The 12,123-nt window shown below is 55.7% G+C and carries 10 protein-coding genes; all 10 read left to right on the top strand.

Annotated elements, in window-relative coordinates; genetic code table 11:
* Positions 1 to 171 precede the first annotated feature (171 nt).
* The 10 genes from Q5741_RS10520 to Q5741_RS10475 all read left to right on the top strand — a co-directional run bounded on the left by Q5741_RS10520 (position 172) and on the right by Q5741_RS10475 (position 12,097).
* Positions 172 to 1,470, top strand: a complete 1,299-nt coding sequence (locus Q5741_RS10520) for an ABC transporter substrate-binding protein (protein ID WP_305024037.1) — start codon at positions 172 to 174, stop codon at positions 1,468 to 1,470.
* 100 nt (positions 1,471 to 1,570) lie between these two features.
* Positions 1,571 to 2,452: a carbohydrate ABC transporter permease gene (locus tag Q5741_RS10515; RefSeq protein ID WP_305024036.1), complete on the top strand. Its 882-nt coding sequence runs from the start codon at positions 1,571 to 1,573 to the stop codon at positions 2,450 to 2,452.
* Between the two features lie 113 nt (positions 2,453 to 2,565).
* The gene (locus Q5741_RS10510) at positions 2,566 to 3,366 is read left to right on the top strand and encodes a carbohydrate ABC transporter permease (protein WP_305024074.1); all 801 of its coding nucleotides are present in this window, start codon (positions 2,566 to 2,568) and stop codon (positions 3,364 to 3,366) included.
* Between the two features lie 50 nt (positions 3,367 to 3,416).
* Positions 3,417 to 5,249 (top strand): protein O-GlcNAcase, encoded by a 1,833-nt coding sequence (locus Q5741_RS10505; RefSeq protein ID WP_305024035.1) that lies wholly within the window; start codon positions 3,417 to 3,419, stop codon positions 5,247 to 5,249.
* A 35-nt stretch (positions 5,250 to 5,284) separates the two neighbouring features.
* On the top strand, positions 5,285 to 6,841 hold the full coding sequence (locus Q5741_RS10500; protein ID WP_305024034.1) for a DUF4127 family protein: 1,557 nt from the start codon (positions 5,285 to 5,287) through the stop codon (positions 6,839 to 6,841).
* Between the two features lie 67 nt (positions 6,842 to 6,908).
* Positions 6,909 to 7,622: an N-acetylmannosamine-6-phosphate 2-epimerase gene (locus Q5741_RS10495; RefSeq protein ID WP_305024073.1), complete on the top strand. Its 714-nt coding sequence runs from the start codon at positions 6,909 to 6,911 to the stop codon at positions 7,620 to 7,622.
* Positions 7,600 to 8,427 (top strand): MurR/RpiR family transcriptional regulator, encoded by an 828-nt coding sequence (locus Q5741_RS10490; RefSeq protein ID WP_305024033.1) that lies wholly within the window; start codon positions 7,600 to 7,602, stop codon positions 8,425 to 8,427. The genes Q5741_RS10495 and Q5741_RS10490 overlap by 23 nt, the downstream gene beginning before the upstream one ends.
* A gap of 45 nt (positions 8,428 to 8,472) precedes the next feature.
* Positions 8,473 to 9,435: an ROK family protein gene (locus tag Q5741_RS10485; protein WP_305024032.1), complete on the top strand. Its 963-nt coding sequence runs from the start codon at positions 8,473 to 8,475 to the stop codon at positions 9,433 to 9,435.
* 75 nt (positions 9,436 to 9,510) lie between these two features.
* Positions 9,511 to 11,160 carry an FAD-dependent oxidoreductase gene (locus Q5741_RS10480; RefSeq protein WP_305024072.1) on the top strand — a complete coding sequence of 550 codons (1,650 nt, stop codon included), beginning with the start codon at positions 9,511 to 9,513 and terminating at the stop codon, positions 11,158 to 11,160.
* 157 nt (positions 11,161 to 11,317) lie between these two features.
* Positions 11,318 to 12,097, top strand: coding sequence for a DUF4362 domain-containing protein (locus tag Q5741_RS10475; RefSeq protein WP_305024031.1), 780 nt, complete (start codon positions 11,318 to 11,320; stop codon positions 12,095 to 12,097).
* Positions 12,098 to 12,123: the final 26 nt, after the last annotated feature.

The raw sequence follows: 12,123 nt of genomic DNA, 5'->3' as shown, positions 1-12,123 counted from the left end.
CAAATGAAAAATACCTGCTATAATCTCCCTTAAAGAGAAACGGAAAGGAAAAATGATCCATAAATTACCTGGATTCTGCCAATCCTAACCGTCCTCCATAAAGGAACCTGCCTTGTGATGTTAGCTTAAAGGTGATGTTCCTGCCATCCTAACTTGTAAGGGGGAAGTTCTGTGAAAAGGAACAAGAGAGGTTTCATTGTGATGCTGCTGAGCGTGGTGCTTCTGTCCATGCTGCTGGGAGCCTGCAGCAGCAAGGAATCGGGCACGGACAGCGCTGGCGGATCCACGGGCGGATCATCCGCCGGAGAGAAGATCACGCTTGAATTCTGGACGATTGCACTTCAGCCAACATTTACCGATTATTTTAACGAACTCATCTCCAGCTACGAGAAGGAACACACCAATGTAAAGATTGACTGGAAGGACTATCCGTATGATGCGGTGACTAACAAGCTGCTGACGAGCATTGCGAGCGGCAAGAGTCCAGATGTAGTCAATCTGAACACTGAGTTTGCAAGCCAGATGGGCTCCAAGGGGGCGGTGGTGGACTTTAATGATTTCCTGACGGATGAGCAGAAGGGCGCCTATTTCGACGGAATCTATAACTCAACTGTCATTGACGGCAAAGCCTATGCGCTTCCTTGGTATACCGGCACTGAGGTCCTCTTCATGAACACGAAGCTGGTGAAGCAGGCAGGACTGGACCCGGCGAATCCGCCGAAAACCCGTGAAGAGCTGGCAGAATGGGGACGCCAGATTAAAGCCAAAACCGGCAAGGCCGGCTACGCCCAGCAGCTTGTATCCAAGCTGCTGCCGATTGACGGTGTCTCCATCCTGAGCGAAGACAAGTCGAAGGCGGCCTTTAATACGCCAGACACCGAGGCGATGATCAACAACCTGAAGAAACTGATGGATGAAGGGGTTGTCCTGAAGGAGGACGCTGATTTTACGAAGCAGATCCAGTATTATTCCGGTGAACAGGTGGCGTTTGAGCTGGCAGGCTCAACGTTCATTAACTTCATCAAGACATCTGCACCTGACGTGTACAAAAATACGGTCGCAGTTCCCCTGCCGACAGGCAAAGGCAATCTGCGTCTGTCCAACTCGATGGATGTGGTCGTGCCGGTAAAGTCGGAGCACCAGAAGGAAGCTGTTGACTTTGCAGTCTACGTAACCAATGCGGCCAATCAGACGGCTTTCTCCAAGGCGGCTAATACACTGCCTTCTACGAAGGAGTCCATCAAGGATCCGTTCTTCACCCAGTCGGATAACACGCTCGAAGCCCAAGCGAAGATTGCATCCGCCCAAGGCCTCGACAAGGCGGCCGATTATATGGTGGGTGTGCCGAACGCCAAGGACATTAACAGTGCGATTGCCCGCGGCCTGCAGAAGATCATTCTGAACGGTGCGGATGTCAAACAGACGCTGACCGAGACGGAGCAGGAAGTGAATCAGATTTTGAGTCAATGATTGGAGTCAATCATTTAAGTCGATGAGATAAATGTACTCGGGGAGCGCAGGCCTGGAGCCTCCTCCCTGTCATTTTAACTATCCGGGTGGTGTGTGCTTAATGGTGAAATGGATGCGGACCGAAACCTTCGCAGCCTGGGCGTTCATGACCCCTGGACTGCTGATTATCGCCGTTTTTGTGTTCTGGCCGATTATTTATGGAATACCGCTGTCGCTGACCGACTATTCCGTTATCTCGGAGACGCATTATGTGGGTTTCGATAACTTTGCCAAAGCGTTCAAGGATCAGAATTTTCTTATATCCTTATGGAACTCCCTGGTATACGTTCTGGTCGTCCCATTCATTCAGGTGCTCAGCATTCTGATGGCGATCCTGGTGAACAGCAAAATTCCGGGGGTGAAATATTTCCGGACAGCTTACTATATCCCCGTGGTAACGTCCATGGTGGCGGTCGCGCTGATCTGGAGCTGGCTGCTGAGCAATAACGGTGTGGTGAACTATCTCCTCATGCAGGCAGGTATTCTCAGTGAACAGGTCTCTTGGCTGTCTGACAGCAAGACTGCGCTGTATGTCCTGATGTTCATTACGCTGTGGAAAGGGCTCGGCTATTATATGATGCTATACCTTGCAGGGCTGCAGGGAATTCCTGCTGATCTGTATGAGGCAGCTCGTGTAGACGGAGCCGGACGTTTCCGCATGATCTGGACCATTACGATGCCTCTGCTGCGTCCGTACATTCTGTTCTGCACGCTGATTTCGGTGATGGGCGCGGTACGGGTATTCGATGAAATTTATATCCTGACCAAAGGCGGACCCGGTAACTCGACGCTGACCTCGAGTGTGTATATTTTCCAGAAGGGTCTGGAGCAGTTTAACTTCGGTTATGCATCGGCCCTCGGTCTGATCGTTAGTGTCATTATTGCTGTACTGAGTGTGCTGGTGTTCAGGCTGAACCGGAAAGGCGGTATCAACCCTTACTGATGGATACGATCAAAAATAACGCAGCTTCATCTCCCCCGGTTCAGACAGGAGGGCATCCCGCAGCTCGGTACAAGGCAGCCCGGCGTAGAGTAAAGCCCGGGGATCTCGTGCGAATGACGATTCTCTATCTCATGCTTGTGCTGCTGGCATTGTTCATGATGGGCCCGTTCCTGTGGCTGCTCAGCGTATCGCTGATGCCGGGTAAGAACGTCTTTTCCACACCGCCCGCCATCCTGCCGACGTTCATTGATTTCGACAACTATGTGAAGGTCTGGCAGTTTATGGACTTTCCCAAATATATCTTCAACACGGTTGTCATTACGGCGCTGGGAGTCGTCTTCAACATTGTGCTCGCCGCACTGACCGGATATCCTCTGGCCGTATTCCGCTTCCGGGGACGGAATCTGGTCTTCAGCCTGCTGATCGCCACGATGATTATCCCGTCATCGACAGCGATGATCGTGCACTACCTGACGATCCAGTCGTTTCACCTGACGAACTCCTTTCTCGGCGTAGTGCTGCCTGGAGCCGTATCCGTATTCAACATCTTCCTGATGCGGCAGACGTTTCTTGGCATTCCGATCGACGTCCGCGATTCCGGCAAAATGGATGGTGCCTCCGAGTTCCGTATCTGGTGGCAGCTCATTCTGCCGCTGGTGAAGCCGGCGATAGCGGTCATTGCACTGCTGGAGGTCATGGCCTTCTGGAATAATTTCCTGTGGCCGATCGTCGTCCTGGATGACCCGGATAAGTACCCGCTGGCCGCCGCACTGACGACTCTAAACGGACAGTTTGCCTACAATTTCGGCTGGATTGCCGCCGGTACGATGATATCCGTGCTGCCGATTATCCTCGTGTTCCTCTTTACCCAGCGTTACTACATGGAGGGGATAGCAGGCGCGGTAAAAGGCTAGAGCAACGAATTATCAAATGCTGATTCTAACACTATCAAGGAGGCAGCAGCATGCATCTGACACAGCAGAAAAGGCAGTATTATTTTCGCGATTATATGGAGACGGGTGAACGCCTGCAGCTGCAGGGGAAAAGGCTGGTGTGTGAACTGGTTTCCCGTTATGCCATGAACCAGGAGTATGAAGGCTTGCTGCAGGAAGGCGGCCCCATTGCACTGATTCTTCCTCCGGGACCCGGCGTGGCTGCCAGTGAGCGCGGGAACGCCCAACTGGAGCTGCATTATGACAATAGACTGAAGGCGGATGGCTACCGTCTGGAGATCCGGAAGGATGCGAAGATCCAGATTCATGCGTCGAACAAAAGAGGGCTGCAGTACGGTATGAATGCCCTGCAGCATCTCCTGGAACGGGATGGGCAGCAGTGCACGCTGCCGATCGTGAACATCCAGGATGAACCGTCTTTTCCCGTGCGCGGCATTATTGAAGGATTCTACGGAGTTCCCTGGAGCTTCGATGACAGGATGGATGCCATTGCGTTCATGTCTGATCACCGGATGAATTCGTTCATGTACGCGCCCAAGGATGACCCCTACCACCGGGAGCTGTGGCGGGACCCGTATCCGGAAGATGATTTTCAGCGGATCGCTGAACTGAAGCAGCAGTGCGACCGCTATCAGGTGGATTTCTATTATTGTATTAGTCCGGGAAATGATCTGGCCTTCGACAGTGAGGCGGATTTTGCCTGTCTGACCCGTAAGCTGGAAGCGATGATCTCTTTGGGAATCCGGCATTTTGCCCTGCTGATGGACGATATTGACTATGTGCTGACCGGTGCTAACCGGCATTTTCTCGAACGTTCTGGCCGGGCGCACGCTTATATCACGAACCGAATGAACGACTGGCTTGGTGCCAGACTTCCTGTTCATACGCTGGCCATGTGCCCGTCTGAATACTGGTCATACTGGGATACGGAGTACAAACGTGATATGCGGGAACAGCTGCAGCCGGAGGTAAAGGTGTTCTGGACCGGATATTTCGTATTCGCTCCAGAGATTGGAGAGGAGCACGCCAGAGATAACCGGGATTTTTACGGTCACGATCTGTGGCTCTGGGACAACATTCCTGTTAATGACTGTGATAAGGACCGTCTGTTCCTGGATCCGATGCGCAACCGGTATTCCAGGCTGCATGATACAGGACATACCGGTATGGTTGCAAATCCGATGAACCAGTGGGAATGCTCCAAAATTACGTTGATCACAATGTCCCACTATATGTGGAACAGTGAACGCTACATGCCGGACTTATCATGGTCTTGGGCCGTGGAGGAATTTGCAGGACCGGCTGCAGAGGAAATGATGTTCTTTTGCCGACAGAATCTGAACAGTCGCTTATACTTCGGCGGTTATGAAGAGGTTGAACAGGCTGTGGCTGCTGGCGATACGGTGTGGCTGGACGGGTATTTCGACCGTCTGCAGCGATCAGTCACAAGGCTGCGCCAGCTGGAGAATGCGAAATTCCAGCAAGAGGCCGGACCTTGGCTGGAGCGGGCCGAGCAGGAAGCGGGACTGTGGGCGGCACTGCGGGATCAGCTGGTAGACCTGAATGAGGATACTGAGATTAAAGGAAGTCCAAATGGTTCTGCGGCCATCGGCGGTTCCCTCACAGAACAGAAGCTGAAGCTGTGCCTGGCCTCACCGGTCCAGCTTGGCTGTAATGCAGCACTTGCAGCAGCCGTGCGTCTGGGATTCGCGGAGCGGGACGAGAAAGGGCGGTATGCGTCCAGAGAGGGGGCCTTGGCAGCGGGTGGTTCTCCAGCTTCATCCGAGGCGCTGTCCGTAATGGAATCCATATCCGGCAATCATTCGGCGGATGGCAGGGAATGATCGCTAATTCATGTGAGAGCTGAAGGGAGACGACTATGAATTCAAAGCAAACCATTGTTTTCATTCCGCTGGATGAGCGGCCTTGTAACTATGAATTCCCCAGCCTGCTGGCACGGGGAACCGAGTTTACCCTGGAGCGTGCCCCTTTCGAGCTGATGGGACGCAAGAAGGAGCCCGGCGACGCCGAAGCGTTATGGGACTGGCTGGATGAGGCGGCTGCCCGCGCAGAAGGGGCGGTTATTGCGCTTGATACGCTGCTCTATGGCGGTATTATTCCATCCCGTCTGCACGCAATGGAGTTCAGCCAGATCGACGAACGGCTGCAGCGTCTGCGCCGTCTGAAGGAGCGGCACCCGCAGCTCAAAATTTATGCCTTTCAGCTGATCATGCGCTGCCCGCAGTATTCCCTGTCTGATGAAGAACCGGATTATTACGCCGACTGGGGAAGGGAAATCTTCCGTAAAGGTTATATCGCTCATCGTGAAGAGCTGGGTATGGCGTCGCCCGAAGAACTGGTGGAGCTGAATGACATCAACCGCCGACTGCCGGCAGATATCTTGAACGATTATCTGGGGCGAAGGGCCATCAATATGCAAGGCAACCGCCGCGCCTTGGAGCTGGTGGCTGACGGAGTGATCGATTTTATGATCCTGCCGCAGGACGATTCAGCTCCTTACGGCCACACGGCCAAGGATCAGCAGAGCGTGCGCTCCCGCATTACAGAGCTGGATCTGGAGCTGAAGGCCTACATGTACCCCGGAGCTGATGAAGTGGGCTGCACACTGCTGGCGCGGATGATTAATGAAGCGAAGGGCGTAACTCCCCTGGTCTACCCCCGTCTGTCCTCCGTTCAGGGTGCATTTGTCACGCCGCTGTTCGAGGACCGCTTCTTCTACGAGACGCTGAAATACCAGATCACGGCGGCTGGCGGCCTTATTGCCTCCAGCAGTGAAGAAGCTGACTGGGTACTGCTCGTCAGCACGCCCGGTGAGACGATGGCAGAGGCGGTGTCCCAGCATCATCCATTCTTCAGCTATGACGTCTACCGCAACCTGATCGAGCTGGTGGAATACGGCAGCCATATGCTCCGCAGCAGAGGAAAGCCGGTTGCTGTAGCGGATGTAGGATATGCCAACGGCGGGGATTTGAAGCTGGTCAAAATGCTGCGCCAAAAAGGCCTGCTCTTTCAGCTTGCAGGCTATGCTGCCTGGAATACCAGCTCTAATTCGCTTGGGACCGTTATCGCACAGGCTATGCTGTATTCCCTCTATGGGGGTACGCCGGAGCACCTGGACTTCCTTGCCCTTCGTTATGCTGAAGACGTGTGCTACTGTGCGGTGGTGCGCAGTGAGATGAACGGCGGAATCGTTGAGGAGATGGGGCTCAGCAAATTTCAGCTGGATGGACACCGCGGTACGGCAGCCGCACAGGTAAAGGAACGACTTCAGGCTGTACTGGAGGATAAGATCAACGGGGAGGAAGGAAGCGTTCATATTTTGGACTGCTATATGCCCTGGAACCGAACCTTTGAGGTCGGCTTGACGGTCGGCTACACGCCCGCAGAGCAGCCTGTCCTACCGCTGCAGCCATAAATCCGTAAATCAGGGAAATAGAGAGAACGCCGATAGAATAAGGAGAGAGGGTGAGAGGGTGAGTACGATGAACGCCATATTGCAGCAGCTGCGCTTCACGTTAATCGCTTCCTGCCAGGCTCTGCCCGGCGAACCGCTGCACGGATCAGAGATCATGGCCCGGATGGCCCTGGCTGCACAGGAGGGAGGAGCGTCGGCCATCCGCGCAAACAGCGCGGCTGACGTCCAGGCGATCAAGAAGGCGGTATCGCTGCCAGTGATCGGGCTGGTCAAACGCGACTATCCTGATTCCGATGTATATATTACACCGACACTCCGCGAGATTGATGAGCTGGCTGAAGCGGGGGCCGATCTCATTGCACTGGACGCCACGCGACGCCCGAGACCCGGCGGGGTTACGCTGGAGCGTATGGTATCTTATATACAGGAACGGGGACTGCTGTCGATGGCCGACATTTCAACCCTGGAAGAGGCAGTATATGCCGGAACCCTGGGAGTAAGCTGTGTATCGACTACACTGTCCGGCTACACGCCTTACTCTCCGCAGCTGGAAGGTCCTGACCTGACGTTGGTGCAGGCGGCGGCTGCCGCTCTGCCGGTTCCGGTCATTGCAGAAGGGCGAATTCAGGAGCCCGGGCAGGTGCAGGCCGCGCTGCAGGCTGGTGCCCATGCCGTTGTCGTCGGATCCGCCATCTCACGTCCCCAGTTGATCACAAGGCGGTTTGCGGAAGCCGCGCGGAAGGCAGTGATGTTAATTCATGGAAATGAAAGACCGTATTAATACCTATTATCCGTCATTGACGAAATCCGAGCAGAAGGTGGCAGCCTGTGTTCTGGAACACAGTGATGATCTGATCTACTACAGTGTGACCGAGCTTGCTGAATTTGTAGGCATCGGCGAGGCTACGGTCATGCGGTTCTGCCGCAAAATTGGCTTCAAGGGTTATCAGGATTTCAAGCTGGCGCTGGCCCAGGATCAGACGGGCAGGCGGCATGCCTCTGCAGGAACAGGCGGCGATGAAGATGTGCCCGGTATGGTGTTCGATACGATGATGAATATTCTGCAGTCCAGCATGGGACTGCTGGACCGGGAGCGGCTGGAACAGGCCGTGCATGCCCTCGACCAGGCGCTGTACGTACAATTTTTTGGCGTCGGAGCCTCGGGGATTACCGCTATGGATGCCAAGAACCGCTTCCTCCGGATTGGCCGGCGGGCAGAGGCGGTCGCAGACAGTCATATCCAATCCATGATGGCCGTCACGATGGGAGCGGGAGATGTAGCTTTTGGTATCAGCGTATCAGGCAGCACTTTGGATACCAACGATATGCTGATGAAGGCCAAACAGAACGGGGCCACCATCATTGCGATTACGAATTATGCGAAATCCCCGATTACTGCCATCGCCGATATCGTCCTGCTGACTGCGGGCAAGGAGACTCCGCTGGAGGGCGGCTCGATTGGTGCCAAGCTCTCACAGCTCTTCATTATTGACCTGATCTGCGAGAGTCTGGCACGGCGTCATTCAGACCGGACCAAAGTGATGAAGGAAAAGACGGCCCGCGCTGTTATTGACCGGATCTATTAAGGGAATAGAATGTCATCGCCGCAGGAAAGACAAGGAGGCCTGGAGATGAATAAACACGTGCAAGTCATCGGCATTGACCTCGGCGGTACCTCCATCAAGGGGATCGTCGCCGACGAGACGGGGCGTATTTTGCTGCAGACCCGGCGTCCTGCAGAAGCAGCCCGCGGACGCGAGGCGATTCTGGAGCAGCTGGGGCAGCTGCTCGCCGGTCTGCTGGAGCAGGCGCCGTGTGCGGCTGCGATCGGTGCGGCATCTGCCGGCCGGATCAACAGCGAGAGCGGCGAGGTCGTCTACGCGACCGATAACCTGCCCGGCTGGCAGGGGCTGCAGCTGCGAGACTGGATCGAGCAGCGCTGGGGTCTTCCGGCGGCGGTCGATAATGACGCCAACGCAGCGCTTCTGGGCGAAGCCTGGAGCGGGGCGGGCCGTGGCCTGCAGGATGTGGTCATGCTGACACTCGGCACAGGTGTCGGCGGAGCCAATCTGATGCAGGGCCGTCTTTTGCGCGGTGCGCGCTGGAGCGGCGGGGAATGGGGGCACTGCGTGCTGGTGCCCGGCGGGACCCGTTGCAACTGCGGCAGACGCGGCTGCGCTGAGCAGTACGTGTCCGGGACGGCGCTGAGCCGCCTGGCCCGGGAAGCCGGTGCGCCTGCAGAGGGACGGGCACTGTTTGAGGCCGCATCCCGGGGAGAACCTGCGGCCGCGGCCGTGCTCGGTCAGTATGCCGACGCACTGGCGCTGCTGATCGGTAATATTGAGGTGAGTCTGAACCCGGAAGTGGTTATTCTCGGGGGCGGTGTAGCAGATTCGGCACCTCTGTGGTGGAGGGCGCTGGAGCAGGCGCTGGCCCGCGCCCGGGTTGCTCAGCCGGTGAGACCGGCTCAGCTTGGTAACGGTGCAGGAAGTCTTGGAGCGGCATGGCTGGCCCTGGAGCGGCAGCAGACCGTTCCGGTATTGGCAGACGAAAAGCAGTACGGCAGCGAAGCAGGAGCGGCAGCCGCTGATTAATGGGGCTGTGGCATGACAGGACCTGCTGTAGATGGAAGAGGCTTCAGATCGATCAGACATACGACTTGGACAGAAATGGGGGAGGCAGTATTGGACACATGGCAAGCCGATATCATTATCATCGGCGGCGGTCTGGGCGGCACGTCAGCCGCACTGGCAGCTGCCAAGGCAGGCATGAAGGTCATTATGACGGAAGAGACGGACTGGATCGGTGGACAGCTTACGGCCCAGGCTGTGCCGCCAGATGAGCACCGCTGGATTGAGAAGTTCGGCTGTACGGCCAGTTTTCGTGAGTTTCGTGACAGGGTGCGTCAGTATTACCTGGATAACTACCCGCTTACGGAGGAAGCCCGCAGCAATCCCCTGTTGAATCCGGGTAATGGTTGGGTCAGCCGCTTGGCGCACGAGCCGAAGGTGGCTCTTCAGGTGCTTGAGGATATGCTGGCGCCTTACGTGAATTCCCGGCGTATTACGATTCTGTATCACACGGTGCCTGTGGATGTGCAGGTTCATGGAGATAAGATTGTATCGGTAACTGTCGGAAGACAGCATCAGGGCAGCCCGCAGCCGCAGCATTCCGGGAACAAATACGGCGAGGGTGCTCTTCGAGAGCCGCTCATCCGGCTGCAGGGGGATTATTACCTGGATGCCACCGAGTGCGGTGACCTGCTTCCGCTGGCCGGTGCGGAGTATGTCAGCGGGGCGGAATCGGCAGAAGAGACAGGTGAGCCGCACGCCCTGCCGGTTCGTGATCCGCTGGATATGCAGTCCATTACGCATGTGGCGGCCGTAGATTATGTGGAGGGAGGCGATTTCCGCATTCCGAAGCCTGGTGCTTATGAGGAGTGGATGGATTACATTCCGGCGTTCTCCCGGTTCCCCATCCTGAGCTGGTACGCGTCTGATGCAGCCGATACGACTAAACTGAAGCAGTTTACCATGTTCCCGAATGATCAGGGGATCGTTTCACTCTGGGATTACCGTCGAATTGTAGACCCTTCCATTTGGGCCGTTCCGCTGAATGAAGGGGAAGTGACATTGCTGAACTGGGCGCAGAATGATTATTACCGCGGACCGGTCATCGGTGTCAGTCCGGAGGAAGCTGCTTATCATCGCGAAAGAGCCCGTGAGCTAACCCTCTGTCTTATCTATTGGCTGCAGCACGACGCTCCGAGACTTGACGGAGGCACTGGTTATCCGGGTGTCCGTCTCCGTGGAGATGTGCTGGGTACCAGGGACGGACTGGCCAAGACGGCTTACATTCGGGAATCCCGCCGCATTCGGGCACTGTACACGGTCACCGAGCATGATGTCAGCAAGGAGCTGCGCGGAAGCCTGGGGATCCGGCGATATACAGACAGCGTAGGAGTAGGCAGCTATCATCTTGATCTGCACCCGACGACGGGTTCCCAGCGGACCTTTTACATCCCCAACTATCCCTACGAAATCCCACTGGGATCGCTGATTCCGGTCAGGCTGATTAACCTGCTGCCCGCCTGCAAAAACATCGGCATGACCCAGATCGCCAATGGCTGTTACCGTTTGCATCCCACAGAATGGAACATCGGGGAATCTGCTGGATTTCTGGCTGCCTACGCTGTAGAGCAAGCGGTCTCCCCGCGCGAAATTCATGCTTCTACGGAGCACCTCTCCCGTTATCAGGAACTGCTGATGGCGCACGGAGTGCAGCTGCATTGGCCGGAAGAAGAGATGGGTGAACTGTAGCTAGTACAGATGCAGCATCATAGAATAGAGTCGGCGTCCAGCCAATCACCGGTTCACGGTCTTTAGCTGGGCCTTTTTTCATGCTCACAAAAATATAGGGTAGGATGTGGAACTAAGCTTCTTCCATGAACGTCAGAGACTTGAGGTGATTGCTGTGATGAATAGAAGTGTGTCCCGGTTTCTGCTGGTGGTTGCAGTCCTTTTTGTACTGACGGGATGCTCAACGGATGCTGCCGGTCCGCAGGAACCGGCTGTGCCGGAAGAGGCCGGGATGGCGTCCGGGTGGGTCCCATTCCCAGCGGTCAAGCTGCCGTACACGATGGAGCAGGCTGTTCAGAATAAAGATGTGGTGGTCATGCCAAACGGCGATAAGAACCGTGACCAGTGGGATGCATTTGTGCAACGCTATGAAGAGGGTCAGCCTGCACAGGTCCGTATTGTCTACTATACTGATGAAGGGGATCCGATCCTGAATGAGCTGCGCTTTGATCAGGACCGGATCTATTACACGTACGACAATACGATGGACGCTTTTGCAGGGAGGGATAACAAAAAACGAACCCAGACTGTGTGCGCGTCGTTAAACATTCCGCCCGCCATCCGAGGCGATGGGAAGAAGCATTATGCCCTGCAGGGCTGCCGTTCTGCAGAGGGGAGCTTGTTCTCGTTCCCGGTTGAGGATGCGGGTCCGGACAACGGGGCGACAGCCAAGCAGAACGCTGGACTGGTTGCCCTCGAACAGGTCTCCGAGTGCGGTCCGCCTCTGAGTACTTTTAAGCGGGTGTATCACATTCTGGGGGAGGCCCCCCCGTTTACCGTATCGGTCATTCGGGAATGTGAGCCCATGAGCGGAGAGGGGCCGAGAATGACCAAGGAGTTCAAGTATGGGATCGGAGCGAATGAGCTGAAATTCACGGAGGAACCAACCGTCCATTAGCAGATATAAACAAAGAGAGGTTGATC

This window comes from Paenibacillus lacisoli (assembly GCF_030580655.1).
GTDB lineage: Bacteria > Bacillota > Bacilli > Paenibacillales > Paenibacillaceae > Paenibacillus > Paenibacillus lacisoli.
Note: the sequence above shows the minus strand (reverse complement) of the source record. Positions and strands in the feature narration are given on the sequence as shown.

Bases quoted from the DNA above. Each gene is read 5' to 3' on its own strand.
- Q5741_RS10510 (WP_305024074.1), top strand. From the start codon at position 2,566: ATGACGATTCTCTATCTCATGCTTGTGCTGCTGGCATTGTTCATGATG.
- Q5741_RS10480 (WP_305024072.1), top strand. From the start codon at position 9,511: ATGGGGGAGGCAGTATTGGACACATGGCAAGCCGATATCATTATCATC.
- Q5741_RS10505 (WP_305024035.1), top strand. From the start codon at position 3,417: ATGCATCTGACACAGCAGAAAAGGCAGTATTATTTTCGCGATTATATG.
- Q5741_RS10485 (WP_305024032.1), top strand. From the start codon at position 8,473: ATGAATAAACACGTGCAAGTCATCGGCATTGACCTCGGCGGTACCTCC.
- Q5741_RS10475 (WP_305024031.1), top strand. From the start codon at position 11,318: ATGAATAGAAGTGTGTCCCGGTTTCTGCTGGTGGTTGCAGTCCTTTTT.
- Q5741_RS10500 (WP_305024034.1), top strand. From the start codon at position 5,285: ATGAATTCAAAGCAAACCATTGTTTTCATTCCGCTGGATGAGCGGCCT.
- Q5741_RS10495 (WP_305024073.1), top strand. From the start codon at position 6,909: ATGAACGCCATATTGCAGCAGCTGCGCTTCACGTTAATCGCTTCCTGC.
- Q5741_RS10515 (WP_305024036.1), top strand. From the start codon at position 1,571: ATGGTGAAATGGATGCGGACCGAAACCTTCGCAGCCTGGGCGTTCATG.
- Q5741_RS10490 (WP_305024033.1), top strand. From the start codon at position 7,600: ATGGAAATGAAAGACCGTATTAATACCTATTATCCGTCATTGACGAAA.